Annotated in this window: 15 protein-coding genes and 1 pseudogene; 10 read left to right on the plus strand and 6 right to left on the minus strand. The window is 67.7% G+C overall.

Annotated features, from left to right (window positions below; all coding sequences use genetic code 11):
- Both Q8M82_RS16790 and Q8M82_RS16795 read right to left on the minus strand, forming a co-directional pair.
- Nucleotides 1–749, minus strand: a 749-nt coding sequence (locus Q8M82_RS16790; RefSeq protein ID WP_305692467.1) for a coiled-coil domain-containing protein, incomplete at its 3' end; no start/stop codon positions are given.
- A gap of 92 nt (nucleotides 750–841) precedes the next feature.
- Nucleotides 842–1,438, minus strand: coding sequence for a DUF1134 domain-containing protein (locus Q8M82_RS16795; protein WP_305692468.1), 597 nt, complete (start codon nucleotides 1,436–1,438; stop codon nucleotides 842–844).
- 268 nt (nucleotides 1,439–1,706) lie between these two features.
- Between Q8M82_RS16795 and Q8M82_RS16800 the strand changes: the two genes are divergently transcribed.
- Complete coding sequence (locus Q8M82_RS16800) at nucleotides 1,707–2,273, plus strand: YHS domain-containing (seleno)protein (protein ID WP_305692469.1); 567 nt, start codon at nucleotides 1,707–1,709, stop codon at nucleotides 2,271–2,273.
- A 25-nt stretch (nucleotides 2,274–2,298) separates the two neighbouring features.
- Here Q8M82_RS16800 and Q8M82_RS16805 read toward each other — a convergent pair whose 3' ends face one another.
- Nucleotides 2,299–3,156: a 3'(2'),5'-bisphosphate nucleotidase CysQ family protein gene (locus tag Q8M82_RS16805; RefSeq protein ID WP_305692470.1), complete on the minus strand. Its 858-nt coding sequence runs from the start codon at nucleotides 3,154–3,156 to the stop codon at nucleotides 2,299–2,301.
- A 134-nt stretch (nucleotides 3,157–3,290) separates the two neighbouring features.
- On the opposite strand from Q8M82_RS16805, the gene chpT reads away from it, so the two are divergent.
- From chpT to Q8M82_RS16835, 7 genes and pseudogenes are all read left to right on the plus strand, one after another.
- Nucleotides 3,291–3,932 (plus strand): histidine phosphotransferase ChpT, encoded by a 642-nt coding sequence (gene chpT, locus Q8M82_RS16810; RefSeq protein ID WP_305692471.1) that lies wholly within the window; start codon nucleotides 3,291–3,293, stop codon nucleotides 3,930–3,932.
- Between the two features lie 109 nt (nucleotides 3,933–4,041).
- A pseudogene (locus tag Q8M82_RS23460) lies at nucleotides 4,042–4,263 on the plus strand (Hpt domain-containing protein); the annotation flags it as partial.
- Nucleotides 4,264–4,663: 400 nt separating this feature from the next.
- Nucleotides 4,664–6,673 (plus strand): hybrid sensor histidine kinase/response regulator, encoded by a 2,010-nt coding sequence (locus Q8M82_RS16815; RefSeq protein WP_371126388.1) that lies wholly within the window; start codon nucleotides 4,664–4,666, stop codon nucleotides 6,671–6,673.
- 17 nt (nucleotides 6,674–6,690) lie between these two features.
- The gene (locus Q8M82_RS16820; protein ID WP_305692496.1) at nucleotides 6,691–7,197 is read left to right on the plus strand and encodes a chemotaxis protein CheW; all 507 of its coding nucleotides are present in this window, start codon (nucleotides 6,691–6,693) and stop codon (nucleotides 7,195–7,197) included.
- 30 nt (nucleotides 7,198–7,227) lie between these two features.
- On the plus strand, nucleotides 7,228–7,593 hold the full coding sequence (locus Q8M82_RS16825) for a response regulator (protein WP_066613758.1): 366 nt from the start codon (nucleotides 7,228–7,230) through the stop codon (nucleotides 7,591–7,593).
- A 92-nt stretch (nucleotides 7,594–7,685) separates the two neighbouring features.
- Nucleotides 7,686–8,801 carry a chemotaxis-specific protein-glutamate methyltransferase CheB gene (gene cheB, locus Q8M82_RS16830; protein WP_305692472.1) on the plus strand — a complete coding sequence of 372 codons (1,116 nt, stop codon included), beginning with the start codon at nucleotides 7,686–7,688 and terminating at the stop codon, nucleotides 8,799–8,801.
- Nucleotides 8,798–9,682, plus strand: coding sequence for a CheR family methyltransferase (locus tag Q8M82_RS16835; protein ID WP_305692473.1), 885 nt, complete (start codon nucleotides 8,798–8,800; stop codon nucleotides 9,680–9,682). The genes cheB and Q8M82_RS16835 overlap by 4 nt, the downstream gene beginning before the upstream one ends.
- Nucleotides 9,683–9,834: 152 nt before the next feature.
- Here the strand turns inward: Q8M82_RS16835 and ctrA are convergent, their stop codons facing one another.
- On the minus strand, nucleotides 9,835–10,536 hold the full coding sequence (gene ctrA, locus Q8M82_RS16840) for a response regulator transcription factor CtrA (protein ID WP_069056136.1): 702 nt from the start codon (nucleotides 10,534–10,536) through the stop codon (nucleotides 9,835–9,837).
- Between the two features lie 366 nt (nucleotides 10,537–10,902).
- Nucleotides 10,903–11,127: a hypothetical protein gene (locus tag Q8M82_RS16845; RefSeq protein WP_305692474.1), complete on the minus strand. Its 225-nt coding sequence runs from the start codon at nucleotides 11,125–11,127 to the stop codon at nucleotides 10,903–10,905.
- 168 nt (nucleotides 11,128–11,295) lie between these two features.
- On the opposite strand from Q8M82_RS16845, the gene fliI reads away from it, so the two are divergent.
- Nucleotides 11,296–12,606, plus strand: a complete 1,311-nt coding sequence (gene fliI / locus Q8M82_RS16850) for a flagellar protein export ATPase FliI (RefSeq protein WP_305692497.1) — start codon at nucleotides 11,296–11,298, stop codon at nucleotides 12,604–12,606.
- Here fliI and Q8M82_RS16855 read toward each other — a convergent pair.
- Nucleotides 12,593–13,816: an MFS transporter gene (locus tag Q8M82_RS16855; RefSeq protein ID WP_305692475.1), complete on the minus strand. Its 1,224-nt coding sequence runs from the start codon at nucleotides 13,814–13,816 to the stop codon at nucleotides 12,593–12,595. The genes fliI and Q8M82_RS16855 overlap by 14 nt on opposite strands.
- A 242-nt stretch (nucleotides 13,817–14,058) precedes the next feature.
- Here Q8M82_RS16855 and fliJ point away from each other — a divergent pair, with 242 nt between their 5' ends.
- The gene (fliJ, locus tag Q8M82_RS16860; protein ID WP_066720298.1) at nucleotides 14,059–14,463 is read left to right on the plus strand and encodes a flagellar export protein FliJ; all 405 of its coding nucleotides are present in this window, start codon (nucleotides 14,059–14,061) and stop codon (nucleotides 14,461–14,463) included.
- Nucleotides 14,464–14,591 lie beyond the last annotated feature (128 nt).

Genomic DNA, 14,591 nt, shown 5'->3' on the forward strand with positions numbered 1-14,591 from the left:
GTCATCGCCGCGAGCGCCGCCTGGCTCGCGGCCTGGTCGCGTTCCGTCGCGGCCAGCCTGTCGGCCAGATCGGTCGCCTTGGCCTCGAGAACCATGATCTTCGTGCGGTCCTCGACCTGCGCCACCCGGATCTGGTCGTAATCCTGCCGCAGCCGCGCGAGCTCCCCGTCGCGCTCGGCCAGCAGCGCCTGGGTCCGTCCCAGCGTCTCGCGTTCGCCGGCGAGTTCAGCCTCGCGCGCGGCGAGATCCGCGCCGGTCCCGGTCAGGGCGCCGCGCGTCTCCGACAGATCCCGCTCGATGCTGGCGAGGTCGGCGAGGCGCCGTTCGAGCGTGGCGCTGGTCTCAGCGAGCGTCGCGCTCTCGGCCGCCAGCGCCGATTGTGTCCGCGCCAGCACGCCGCGCGTCTCGTCGAGATCCGCCTCGAGACCGGCGATGCGCGCGTCCCGCTCGCTGATCACGCCCTCGAGTTCGCCGATCCTCATGTCGCGGCGGCCGAGATCCTGCATCGCCGCCGCCTTGGCGGCGAAACTGCGCTCCACCTCCTGCTCGAGGGTCCGGGCGCGTAGCGCCAGTTCGGCGCGGAGATGGTCGCGATCGGCTGCAATCTCGGCGAGCGAGAGGGGAAAGGCCGCCTCCGCTCGTTTGCGCGCCAGCCGGTCAGCGCGTCGGTTGAGCGCCGGCACGATCGACAGTGCCAGCAGGCTGGCGCACAGAAAGCCGAGCGCGACGAGCATGACAGCTTCGATCAAGGCGAGCGGCTCCACATGCGGGGGAGTATCAGATTACGGCAATGCGCCCGAAACGGGAAATCGGATTTCCTAACGGCAGCATGCGGCCGCCATCAGAACGGGTTCCAGGTCGCCTGCGGGGTGAATTTGAGATAGCCGAGATTGACGCCCAGCCGCCAGCCGACACCGGTGCGGATCGGCACCACGGTGACGCCCTCCGCCGCCAGCGCCGTGAAGCCGAAGCCGCCGATGAAGTAGGCCGAGCCGTCGACGCCGGCGAAACGCTGATACAACGAGTCGACCGTCGGCAGCCCATAGACCAGCATCATCGTGCGCGCGCCCTCGCCGCCGAAATCGAAGCCGACGGACGGCCCCTGCCAGAACACTTTCCTGTCGCCGGCATTGCGCGTGAAGAGCGTACCCTCACCATAGCGCAGGCCTCCGACGAAGGCGCCGGCCGCCTCCTGGCCCAGCACATAGCCATTGGGCTCGCCCCAGCGACGCACCGCTTCCTCGACCGCCAGCGCCAGGCCGCGCGACACATTGCCGAAGAACTGGTGGCCCGAGGTGACAAGTTCGTTCTGGGAGAAGGAGCGGCTCTGCCCGTAGGATTGCTGCGCGAGCGCGGTGCCGGCGAGCGGCCCGGCGGCGAGGCCGGCGCCGGCCAGGGCGAGACTTCCCTTGATCAGGTTGCGACGGGTCGTGCTCATGGGATGCGATCTCCGGGTGGGGGCGTCGTCGCGCTGTCGGCGCGCGGGCCTTGGTCTCGGGTCTCCGGCCGGCCACGCGACCGGCGGTGCGGGGCGGGTCTCACCGCGCCGGGCGCCGTCAACGGAAAAACAACCGTCTCGCAGGATCCGGTGCAATGCGAACCAATTCGGTAACCTGTCTGATACCCCCGAAAGCGTATCCAACCCGTGAAGACGCCAGCCAGGGGGCACGTCCACCGGCAGCGACGGAGGTCAGGATTTGCCGGTGATGAAGGCTGGAACAAGGCGGGGCCGCGGCGCCCCGTCGCTCGATGTCGCCCATCATGCGGGCCGCCTCGCCCGCAAGGCGGGTGCGCTGGCGCTGTTGGCTGTGATGGCCCTGCCCGGAAAGGCGGACGCCGGAACGGCCGGGCTGCCTTCGGGGCTGCCCGAACTGCCCTCCCTGACGGAGAGTGTCCAGCACGACGTCCAGTCCGGACTCGCCCTGCACGGCTATGATCCGGTTGCCTATCGGCTCGAAGGCCAGGCCGTCGCGGGGGACCGCGCCTACGAGATCGTGTATCAGGGCGTGGTCTGGCGCTTCGTCTCGGCGGCCAACCGTGCGGCCTTCCGCGATGCGCCGGAGATCTACGCCCCCGCCTTCGCCGGCTTCGACGCCTCGGCGGTCGCCCAGGGGCGCGCGGTCGACACCGACCCTCAACAGTTCGCCATCATCGGGTCCCGCCTGTTCCTGTTCAGGACCGCCGAAAACCGCAAGCGCTTCGTCGCCGACAGCACCCTGTTGCAGAAGGCAGATGGGCGATGGGCCAGCGTTTCGCAGACCCTGACCCGCTGATCCGGCGATCCGCGTCGCCCGAAGCTCAGGCTGCGGCGGCGAGCGCACGCCGCGCCAGCGCCTCGCTCGAGGCGGCCACGAAGGGCGGGTTGCGATAGCCTCGCTCGACGCGACCATAGCGTGGCACCTGCCCGTCGAGCGTCAGCACCACGCCGCCGGCCGCGCAGAGGATGCAGTCCCCGGCGGCGATGTCCCACTCCATCGTCTGGCCACCGCGGATGTGGAGATCGGCCTCGCCGGCTGCGATCAGCCCGAACTTGACCGCGGACGACATCGGCCGTGAGTTGGCGGAGTGGAGCGCGTGCGCAACGCCGTCGCTCAGCGCATCGCCATGGAAGCGGCTGACCAGCGTGGTCGGGCCTTCATCCGGCATGCGTCGGACGGTGATCTGGCGGGCTGGGCCGAGCAGCGCGCCATCGGGCGAGGTCTGCTGAGCGAAGGCTTCGACACCGGCGAACCAGAGGCGGCCGGTCGCCGGCGCCGCGATCGCGCCCGCGACCGGCCTGTCGCCCTGGATCAGGGCGATGGCGACGCAATAGCTGTCGCCGCCGGCCAGGAACTCGCGCGTGCCGTCGAGCGGATCGAGGAGGATGAACAGTGCCGCCGGCGCCACGTCCGCCACACTCTCCTCGCTGACGACCGGAATGCCGGGCATAAGTCGCGCGAGCGCCTTCTTGGCCGTGTGATCGGCCGCCATGTCGGCGGAACAGACCGGGGAGCCATCGGCCTTGATCGTCACGTCGCGGGCCGCACGCTTCGCGAGCAGCGCGGCGCCGGCCAGGCGGGCGGCCTCGGCCAGACGCCGGGCGAGGTCGTCGCGATCGGCGAGACGCGGCTCGGTCGAGAGTCCATCGTCCTGTGTCCCGGGCGGGAAAGCCGTCACGGCTGCGCGTCCTCTGCTGCACCCGGTCGGAAACCGGGACTTAACCACATCAAAACCAAGATACCACCATATCAGGGGTAACGGCGCATCGTTGACCCCTCGCGCCACGCAGCCATGTTCCCAGGACAAGCCCCATGACCGCCATCTCGCTCGAGCCGCTCGACCTGGCCGCGCTTCTCTGCAGCCGCGTCTGCCATGACGTGATCAGCCCGGTCGGAGCCATTGTCAACGCGCTGGAGGTTCTCGAGGAAGATGATCCCTCGATGCGCGATTTCGCGCTCGAACTGATCAAGAAGAGCGCCCGCAACGCGTCGGCGCGGTTGCAGTTCGCGCGCCTGGCCTTCGGCGCGGCCGGATCGGCCGGGGCCATGATCGACCTCGGCGACGCCGGCAATGTCGCCAACGGGTTCCTCAACGATGAGAAGCTCGCGCTCGACTGGGAGGCCCCGCGTGCCCTTCTGCCGAAGAATCAGGTCAAGCTCCTGCTGAACCTGCTCGTGCTGGCTGCCCAGGCGGTTCCGCGCGGAGGCAAGCTGACGTCGCGCGCCACCGTCGAGGGCGAACAGGGCAGCTTCGTCATCACCGCCACCGGGTCCCATGCCCGAATCCCGGCGCATGTCGAAGACCTGATCGCCGGCCGCTCCGACACCGGCACGATCGACGCCCATGCGGTCCAGCCGCTCTATACCGGGATGGTCGCGCGCGCGGCCGGCATGACGATCGGTTTCGCCATCGAGGGCGACACGGTCACGATCACCGCCCGCAAGTCCGATTGAAGCGAGGCAAGTCGATCGGCGCGTCTTTCGCGCTGATCTCAACTGATCATAAACCCTTCTGCTGCTTAGCTGTTGCCGTGTGTTGTCGCGTTGAGTGGTGGTCCCCTGCATGGACGACTTGCTGCAAGAGTTCCTGACCGAGACGGGCGAAAATCTCGATACCGTCGATCGGGAACTCGTGCGCTTCGAGCAGGAGCCCAACAACGGCGACATCCTGCGCAACATCTTCCGGCTGGTTCACACCGTCAAAGGCACCTGCGGCTTCATCGGCCTGCCGCGGCTGGAGGCGCTGACCCACGCCGCCGAAAACCTGATCGGGCAGTTCCGGGACGGCGCAACCGTGAGCGCCATTGCGGTCACGGCCGTTCTGGAGACGATCGACCGGGTCAAGGACATTCTCGCCGAGCTGGCCGAGAAGGGCGAGGAGCCCGCCGGCAACGACGAGAACCTGATCCGCGAACTCGGCATCCTCGCCGACCACGCCCGCTCCGAACTGCTGCGGAAGGCTGCGGCCGCGCCGGGAGCTCCCGACCCGGTCGCGGCCTATCTCGCGCGCCATTCGGGTTCGAGTGCCTTGCCTCCGGCGGAGGAAGGGCTCGACCTCGTCTTCCGCAGCGCGCCGGGGCCGCAGCGGGGGGGCCGATGGGCGCATCGAGCGCGCGGATGCGGTCGCCGCTCCGGAGGACGCCGGCCCACGCGAGCCGCGTCCGACCGGACCGGCGACGCTGCGCGTGAATGTCGACACCATCGAGCACCTGATGACGATGGTCTCCGAACTGGTGCTGACCCGCAACCAATTGCTCGAAATTTCGCGCAAGCAGGACGACAACGGCCTGAAAGGCCCTCTCCAGCGCCTGTCGCTGATCACGGCGGAACTGCAGGACGGCGTCATGAAGACGCGCATGCAGCCGATCGGGAACGCCTGGTCGAAACTGCCCCGGATCGTGCGCGATCTCGGTGCCGAACTCGGCAAGCGCATCGAACTCGTCACCGAAGGCGCCGACACCGAACTCGACCGCCAGATCCTCGACCTGATCAAGGACCCCTTGATCCACATGGTGCGCAACTGCGCCGACCATGCGATCGAACTGCCGGTCGAGCGCCGCGCCGCCGGCAAGCCGGAGCAGGGCACGATCCGGCTCGCCGCCTATCACGAGGGCGGCTCGGTGACGATCGCCATTGCCGACGACGGACGCGGCCTCGACATCGAGCGGATCCGGACCAGGGCGATCAAGCAGGGGCTGGCGAGCGAAGCCGAGATCGAGCGCATGAGCGATGCGCAGGTCAGTCGCTTCATCTTCCATCCCGGCTTTTCGACAGCCGACAGCATCACCGCGATCTCGGGCCGCGGCGTCGGAATGGACGTGGTCAAGGTCAATGTCGACGCCGTGGGCGGCCTCATCGACATCATCAGCAAGCCCGGACTGGGTACGACGATCACGATCAAGATTCCGCTGACGCTGGCGATCGTCGCGGCGCTGATCGTGGTGGCGGGCGAGCAGCGTTTCGCCATTCCCCAGATCGTGGTCCGCGAGCTCGTACGCGTGAAATCGGGCGCCGATCAGCGCATCGAGAACATCAATGGTGCCCCGATCCTGCGGCTGCGTGGACGGCTGCTGCCCGTGATCGCGCTCTCGGCCCTGATGGGCACGGCGGAGCCCTCTTTCGAGGACGGGTTCATCGTCGTCACCCAGATCGGTGAGCGCCAGTTCGGAATCCTCGTCGATGGCGTGTTCCACACCGAGGAGATCGTCGTCAAACCGATGTCGAGCAAGCTGCGGCACATCCCGCTCTTCTCCGGCAACACGATCCTCGGCGACGGCGCCGTGGTGCTGATCGTCGATCCCAACGGCGTCGCAGGTCTCGTCGGCGGTACCGGGGCGGGCGATGCCTTCAGCGTCGAAGCCTCCGCCGCGGCGACAACCGTGGTCGAGAAGACGACGATGCTGGTCTTCAGGACCGGCGCGGAAGGCGTCCGGGCGGTGCCGCTTTCGCTCGTGACCCGGCTCGAAGAGGTCGATGCCGCGCTTTTCGAGCATGGCAGCGGCCGCACGCTGCTGCACTACCGCAATCGCCTGGTGCCGGTCGTCCCCGTGGGTGAGACGCAATTGCGCGCCGAAGGTTTGCAGCCGCTGGTCATCATCAGCGAAGGGGACATGACGGTAGCACTCGCGGTCGATGCGATCGTCGACATCGTCGACGAGGTTCTCGATATCGAGATGGCGGCGGCGCAGGATCGCGGCATCGTCGGTTCGGCCATGATCCGCGGCCGTGCCACAGACATCATCGATCTCGCGCATTATCTGCCGATCCACGAGCGTAGCTGGCGCAAGGACGCAGGCGCGCAGGGGAGCTCCTCGAGTTCGGCGCAGGTCATCCTCGTCGAACCCTCGAACTTCCTGCGCGAGATGCTGACGCCGGTGCTGAAGGCATCCGGCCACCGGGTCACCTTCGCGGCCGATTTTGCAACGGCCCAGCAGATCATGGCCGCCGGGCAGGTCGCGACCATCCTCCTGGATCTCGACGGCGACATCGACGCGGCGTTCGCCTTCGCCGAGACCGTGCGTTCCGAGGAGAGCGGAAACCGCATTCGCTTGATCGGCATGACCACGCTGGTCACGCCCGATCTCCACATGCGCGCCGGCCAGGCCAGGCTCGACGAAGTGGTCGCCAAATTCGACCGCCGCGCCCTGCTCGCGGAACTGGCCGAGGGGCGGCCCGGCATGAGGGAGGCGGCATGACGCTTCATCGAACCGACATGGGCGAAGACAGCGAGCGTCGCATTGTCGCCGAACCCGCCGCCCCGGGCTTCGATTCGCTCGACTACGTCACCGTGATGATCGGCGACCAGATTCTCGGTCTGCCGATCGGGCGGGTCCACGACGTCTTCATCACCAACCGCATCACTCTGGTGCCGCGAGCGCCCTGCGAGATCATCGGGCTGCTCAACCTGCGCGGCCGCATCGTTACCGCGATCTGTCTGCGCCGGCGGCTGGGCCGCCCAGTCACCCTCAGGCAAGATCGCGAAGGCAAGACCGAATTGGTGGCCGTCGGCATCGACCATGAAGGCGAGGCCTACGCCCTGATCGTCGATGCCGTGGGAGAGGTAATGCGGCTGGATCAGTCGACCTTCGAGCCTGTGCCGGTGCATCTCGATCGGGCCTGGGCGGCGTTGGCGACCGGGGTGCACCGACTGGATGACCGCTTGCTCGTCGTCCTGGATATCGACGCGCTCCTCGCAATTGAGCTGGATGCCGCGGCCTGACGCGCCTCGGCACCGATCTGGAGATTGACCATGAAATACTGTCTCGTCGTCGACGACTCCGCGGTGATCCGCAAGGTCGCGCGGCGCATTCTCGAAGGCCTGCAGTTCCGCATCGCCGAAGCCGAGGACGGCGCGCGCGCGATCGACGCCTGCAAGGGCGAGATGCCGGACGCGGTTCTGCTGGATTGGAACATGCCGATCATGGACGGCTACGACTTCCTGCGCACGCTGCGGCAGATGCCGGGTGGCCGGCGTCCGAAGGTCGTCTTCTGCACCACGGAGAACGACATCGCGCACATCGCCCGCGCCATGCATGCCGGCGCCGACGAATACATCATGAAGCCGTTCGATAAGGAGATCGTCGCCTCCAAGTTCCATCAGGTCGGGCTGCTTTGAGCACGTCCCGACCCGCATCGGGCGAGGCGGATCGGCCCCGGGCCGGTTCCGGATCTTGGTCGAGCCGTGCTTTCCGGGCGGGTCCGTAACGCATGAACAGGTTGTCCCCTTCCACCGCGGCGGGTGCCCCGCGACACAAGACGGTCGTCATCGCCGACGATTCCGTGGTGGTCCGGGGCCTGTTCGCCCGCTGGCTCGGGGAAAGCGGACAGTTCCATCTCGTGGCAGTCGCCGGTGACGGCGAGACCGCGGTGGCGCATGCGGGCCGTTTCAAGCCGGACGTGATGGTGCTCGACCTCGACATGCCCGGCGTGGACGGCGCCGCCGCCCTGCCTCAGATCCTGCGTGAAAGCCCCCATACCGGTGTGCTGCTGGCGACGACGCTCAACGAGCGCAACACCCGCATCGCGCTCGAATGCATGACCAAGGGCGCGATGGATGTCGTCTCGAAGCCGGACAGCCGCAGCGGGCTGACGCTCTCGCTGGAATTCCGCAGCGAGTTCCTGCTCAAGCTCGGCAATGTCGCGCAGGCGCGGGCCAAGCCCGGTGTCCTGCCCGTCGATATCGACCTCGATTTCATCCCCGGCGGCAATTCCGGCCTGCGCCAGCTGGTTTCGGTCGTCCCGCGCTATCTCGTGATCGGGGCCTCGACCGGAGGGCCGCGCGCCGTGGCGAGGGTGCTGTTCGACATCGGCGACGCGCTCCACGACCTGACGACGATCGTCGTCCAGCACATGCCGCCGGTGTTCACCGCCTCGTTTGCCGAGCAGATCTCGAGCTATATCGGCATCCCTGCGCGCGAGCCCTTTGACGGCGAGCGTCTCGTCCGCGGCACGATCTATGTCGCGCCCGGCGGTCGGCACCTCGGGATCGACCGTCGGCTCGGCCATATCACGGCGAGCATCGACGACGGCCCGCCCGTGCGCTTTTGCCGTCCGGCGGTCGATGTGCTGTTCAACGATGCCGCTCGGCATCTCGGCCCCGCAGCTTTGGGCCTCGTGCTAACTGGCATGGGAGCGGACGGCACCGAGGGGGCAGGCGCCCTGCGCCGCGCCGGCGCGGCGGTCATCGCCCAGGACGAGCAGAGCAGCACGATCTGGGGCATGCCGGGTTCGATCGTGCGGGCGCAGCATGCCAGCGCTATCATCGCCCTCGACGACATCGGCGCGGCGATCCGCGGATTGGTGCGGATGGGGCAGCCGTCATGACGGATGCCGACTTCAGTTTCCTGCGGCTGCTGCTGCATCTGCGCTCGGGGCTCTCGCTCAGCCCGGAGAAGCGCTATCTCGCGGAGAGCCGCCTCGGCATTCTCTGCCGCCGCCGCAACATCGCCGACATCACGACCCTGATCCAGAAGCTGCGACCCGGCAACGACGCGGCGCTGGAGCACGCGGTCATCGAGGCGATGACGACGAACGAGACGCTGTTCTTCCGCGACCACTCCCCCTTCGATCTGTTTCGGGATGTCATCCTGCCCGAGCGGATCGCCACGAATGCCGCCACGCGCAGCCTGCGAATCTGGTGCGCGGCCGTCTCCACCGGCCAGGAAGCCTATTCGCTGGCGATGATTCTCGACGAGATGGCGCCGCGCCTGTCGAGCTGGAAGATCCAGATCGTCGGTACCGATATCTCCGGCGAGGTGCTCGAACGCGCCCGCACCGGCCTCTACAGCCAGTTCGAGATTCAGCGTGGCCTGCCGATCCAGATGCTGCTGAAGCATTTCAGCCAGGAGGGTGATCGCTGGCGGATTTCGGACCGCCTGCGTGCCATGGTCGATCTCAGGCAGCACAACCTGCTTGAGCCCAACAGCCATCTCGGCCAGTTCGACATCATCTTCTGTCGCAACGTGCTGATTTATTTCGACGTGCAGACCAAGGCGCGGGTCCTCGAGGCGCTCGCCCCCCGGCTGGCCCCGCAGGGCGCGCTGTTCCTGGGTGCGGCCGAAACCGTGATCGGAATCTCGACGACGATCCTGCCGGACCGGCAGCACCGTGGCGTCTATCGCAGCCAGAACTGCGTCCACGCCCAGCCGGCCGCCATGAGCCTGCCGCTGGAACCCATCCGAGCTCTCGCGGGCAGCAAATTCTGATCACGCGAGGCCGACCTCGCACCGCCCAAACAAAAACCCCGCCTCGCGGCGGGGTCCCCGTCAACCTGTCGTGTACATCCGACGATCAGGCTGTCTTCTCGTCTACAGGCGGAACGTGACCGGCGTGTGACGCCGCCGTTCCTGACCCGGAATCAGGCCGGGATGCGGTCCTCGGCTTCCGACGGCTCGCGCAGCACATAGCCGCGGCCCCAGACCGTCTCGATGTAGTTCTTGCCGTCGGACGCGTTGGCGAGCTTCTTGCGCAGCTTGCAGATGAACACGTCGATGATCTTGAGTTCCGGCTCGTCCATGCCGCCATAGAGATGATTGAGGAACATCTCCTTGGTCAGCGTCGTGCCCTTGCGGAGCGAGAGCAGCTCCAGCATCTGGTATTCCTTGCCGGTCAGATGAACGCGGGCGGCATCGACCTCGACAGTCTTGGTGTCGAGATTGACGACCAGGTCGCCGGTGGTGATGACCGACTGGGCATGGCCCTTCGAACGGCGGACGATGGCGTGGATACGGGCGACCAGCTCGTCCTTGTGGAAGGGCTTGGTCAGGTAGTCGTCGGCGCCGAAGCCCAGACCCTTCACCTTGTCCTCGATGCCGGCGAGGCCTGACAGGATCAGGATCGGCGTCTTGACCTTCGCCACGCGCAAGCTGCGGAGAACCTCGTAGCCGGACATGTCGGGCAGGTTGAGGTCGAGCAGGATGATATCGTAATCGTAGAGCTTGCCGAGATCGACGCCCTCTTCGCCGAGATCCGTCGTGTAGACGTTGAAGCTCTCGGATTTGAGCATCAGCTCGATCGACTGGGCGGTCGCGCTATCGTCCTCGATCAGCAGAACCCGCATGTCCACGTCCCCAATTTCGCCCGCAGGCAAGCCGATCGTTCCGCTCGAACCCGAACGGCCCTGAGCGAGAAGGCGCTTGCCCGATGAAACGCCACGCGACACGCTACGGGCACAATGGTTAACAAACCGTGATTCCCGTGCGCAAGCGGTTCCTGGGAGAAGGGCGACGATCCTTGTCGGAGTGAGTCGAATTTGACACGGATCGTTTCGCTATTCGCCCGCGAAATGCGCTTTCGCGGAGACAGCCTCGCAGAACCGGGACCAAAAGCCCCTGCACCGCGACGCAGCCTCGAAAGACAGTGTTAATCACTCGGCTTAATGAAGGGTAAACGAGGTCGCTCGCTTGCCGCCTTTCCTCGGGACGTCTCAGAGGGAGCGATCCTGCAGATACAGGCCCGTGAGATAGCCCGAGCCGAGCGCCAGAAGGTGTCCGGCGAAGATGAAGAAGCTGAAGATGTCGACGTCGCTGAAGATCACCCAACTCGCGAACAGCAGCAGGATCGCCAGGATCAGCATGATCGCGCGATACACGCCGTCATACATGAGCCCGGCGCCCACGCCGAGGGTGAACAGCGCCAGTGCGAGGATCATCGAACGGTCCAGTGTGAGACCGCTCCGGCCTAGGCGACCGGCCCTTTCCGCCATGTTCTCTTTCCACAGACAATCCGACTCAAATTGGCGGCATCGTCGCATCGGCGCCCGGCAAGCCCCGGCTGCAGGAAGGCCGTCATGAACAGCCCGGCCCACGGTCACGATCGCCTGTCGGGGCTCGCCGGGACCATCGCGGGGCTCGATCCCGTGACGATCTATGGCCGCGTCATCGCCGTGCGCGGGCTGCTCGTCGAGATCGCCGGCCCGATCGGCGCGATGAGCCTCGGCGGCCGCATCGGCATCGAGATCGCGCCCGGCAGCCGCGTCCCCTGCGAGGTGATCGGCTTCTCCGGCGACAAGGCGCTGGTCATGCCCTATGGCGGGCTCGACGGGGTGCGCCGCGGCTGCCCGGCCTATATCGACAAGGCGGCGCCCGGCCTGAAGCCGACGCCCGCCTGGCTCGGCCGCGTCGTCGATGCGCTCGGCCGCCCCGTCGATGGCGGCCCGCCCTTGCCGCAGGGCGAGGCGCTCTACACCTTCCGCAACGATCCCCCGCCCGCCCATTCCCGAAGGCGCGTCGGCCGCCCGCTCGATCTCGGCGTGCGCGCGCTCAACGCTTTCCTGACCTGCTGCCTCGGCCAGCGCATGGGCATCTTCGCCGGCTCGGGCGTCGGCAAATCCGTGCTGCTCTCGATGCTGGCGCGTTATGCCCGCGCCGACGTCAACGTCATCGGCCTCGTCGGCGAGCGCGGCCGCGAGGTCCAGGAGTTCCTGCAGGACGATCTCGGGACCGAGGGCCTGGCGCGCTCCGTGGTCGTCGTCGCGACCTCCGACGAGCCGGCGCTGATGCGCAAGCAGGCCGCGCTGACCACGCTGACGATCGCCGAGTACTTCCGCGACCAGGGGCTACAGGTCATGTGCCTGATGGATTCGGTCACGCGCTTCGCCATGGCCATGCGCGAGATCGGGCTGGCCGCCGGCGAGCCGCCGACGACCAAGGGCTATACGCCGACCGTCTTCGCCGAGCTGCCGCGCCTGCTCGAGCGGGCCGGACCCGGCGTCGGCGACGGCGCCATCACCGGCCTGTTCACCGTGCTGGTCGATGGCGGCGACCATGACGAGCCGGTCGCCGACGCGGTGCGCGGCATTCTCGACGGCCATATCGTGATGGAACGCTCGATTGCCGAGCGCGGCCGCTTCCCGGCGATCAACGTGTTGAAATCGGTCTCGCGCACCATGCCGCGCTCATGCGATCCGGCCTTCTACCCGGTCGTGCAGAAGGCCCGCGCCACACTCGCGACCTATGCCGACATGGAGGAGCTGATCCGGCTGGGCGCCTACCGGCAGGGTGCCTCTCCCGAGGTCGACGAGGCGATCCGCCTCAACCCCGCGCTGGAAGCATTCCTGAAACAGGCCAAGGACGAGGCGACCCCGCTGCCGGAATGCTATGCCCGCCTCGCCGCGATCATGAGCGGCTGAGGTCGCGGCCCCGCGCCAGCAGGCGCAGCAGCGCGACCATCGCGACGACCGCAAACAGCTGGATCGCGGCGGCGCCGATCAAGGCGAGGTCGCGCCCGAACTGCGCGATCATCGCCGCGAAGAGCAGCGGCGCCGCGGCGAAGGCGAGATTTTGCGGCACGGTCAGCCGCCCCATCAGGCCGCCGAAGCCGTCGCGCCCGAACAGGACGAGCGGCAGCGTCGCCCGCGCGACGGAGATCACCCCCATTGCCGCGCTGAAGCTGACGACGAAGACGGTCGCGGCGAGCGCTGTCCCCGGCGCCAGCACGAGTACCAGGCAGGCGAGCGGCCCGAGCACCAGTCCCGCCAGCGCCGTCCACTCGACCGGCAGCCGATCGCCGAGCGTCGCATCGACGAGCCGCGCCAGCAGGGTCGCGGGCCCGCTCAGCGCCGCGATGCCGACGGCCTCCGCCGGACCCATGCCGGCATCGCGCAACAGGTCGATCAGATGCAGCGGCAGCCCCCAGGAGACCAGCCCGCTCGCCGAGAACACGATCGCCACCAGCCAGAAGGCGGCGCGGCGATGCGCGGGCGGCAGCCGCCCCTCGTCCCGCTCCGCCGCCGGCGCCCCCGCCGGGGAGGCCACGCCGGAGGGCCGCTTGCGCGGAACCGCGAGATAGATCGGCAGCACGATGAGGATCTGCAGCGCGGCGAAGATCAGACAGGTCGTGCGCCAGCCGCCCTGCGCCACGAGCCAGGCCGTCAGCGGCCAGAACAGGGCCGAGGAGAGGCCCGTCGCCAGCATCATCAGCCCGATCACCCGGCGCGCTCGCGCTCCCATCAGCTGCGCGATGGTGACGCCGCCGACATTGGCCAGCGACAGGGCATGCCCGATGCCGATCACCACCCAGGCCCCGAGATAGCTGACCGGCCCCTGCGCGAGGCCGAGCAGAACGAGCCCGAGCGCACAGGCCAGCGCGCCGCAGCCCATTGCCCCGCGCGTGCCTGCGCGATCGAGATGGCGGCCGACCGCCGGCGCCAGCGCCGCGCCTGTCACCAGTAGGAGCGTGATCCCGCCGAAGACGAAGGTCACATCGAGCGAAAGATCGCGCTGGATGTCGCGCGCCAGGACTGAGAGCGCATAGAAGGTCGAGCCCCAGCCGATGATCCGCGTCACGACGAGGCCGCAGATCAGCGGGATGGGCTCGGGAAGGTGCGGAAAGGCAGGCAAGCGGCAATCCCGAAGGCAGGCGGCGGGGCGCGGTAGCGTCCCGGACACCTCGCTACTAGCCCGTGCCGTCGGCATGCGTCAGCAGCGGCCACGCGCCCTCGCCATGCTTCGAATGCGAGGCGCTTCGGTAAGGAACGGTCAACCTCCTTGCGCCATTGTCCTTTTCGTCTCGCGGACAAGAGTTCCGGGCACGCGCCGAGGGGTCGGCGTTGGCCCATGCGTGATCAGGAGTTGGAAACGACATGAAGTCGCGAGACACATTGCTGCGTCTCAAGCGCTTCCAGGTTGACGAGAAACGTCGCCGGGTAAGCCAGATCGAGATGATGATCGCGGATTTCCACCGCATGGCGAGCGATCTGGACCGCGAGATCCAGAGCGAGGAAGCCCGGGCCGGCATTTCCGACCCTGCCCATTTCGCCTATCCGACCTATGCCAAGGCCGCACTGGGCCGCCGCGACAATCTCCGCCAGTCCGCCGACAACCTGAAGGGCCAGCTCGAGGAGGCCAAGGCCGAACTCCAGGAGGCCTTCGAGGACATGAAGAAGGTCGAGATCCTCGATGACCGCGAGAAGGCGACCGAGCGCGCCGCCGAAGCCGCCCGCGACCAGGCGATGATGGACTCGATCGGCTTGCGCCCGCGGGCGTGAGAGGCGGCTGAGAGATTCTGACGATCAGGCCCGCCGGAACTCCGGCGGGCTTTTTGCTGGCGAAGAGGCGGCGTGCGCCGCCAAGCACATGTCGGCGAGGGGGCGATGGCATGCTGCCTCGGTCCGGT

Origin of the sequence: Allobosea sp. (assembly GCF_030694325.1) — a bacterium.
GTDB lineage: Bacteria > Pseudomonadota > Alphaproteobacteria > Rhizobiales > Beijerinckiaceae > Allobosea.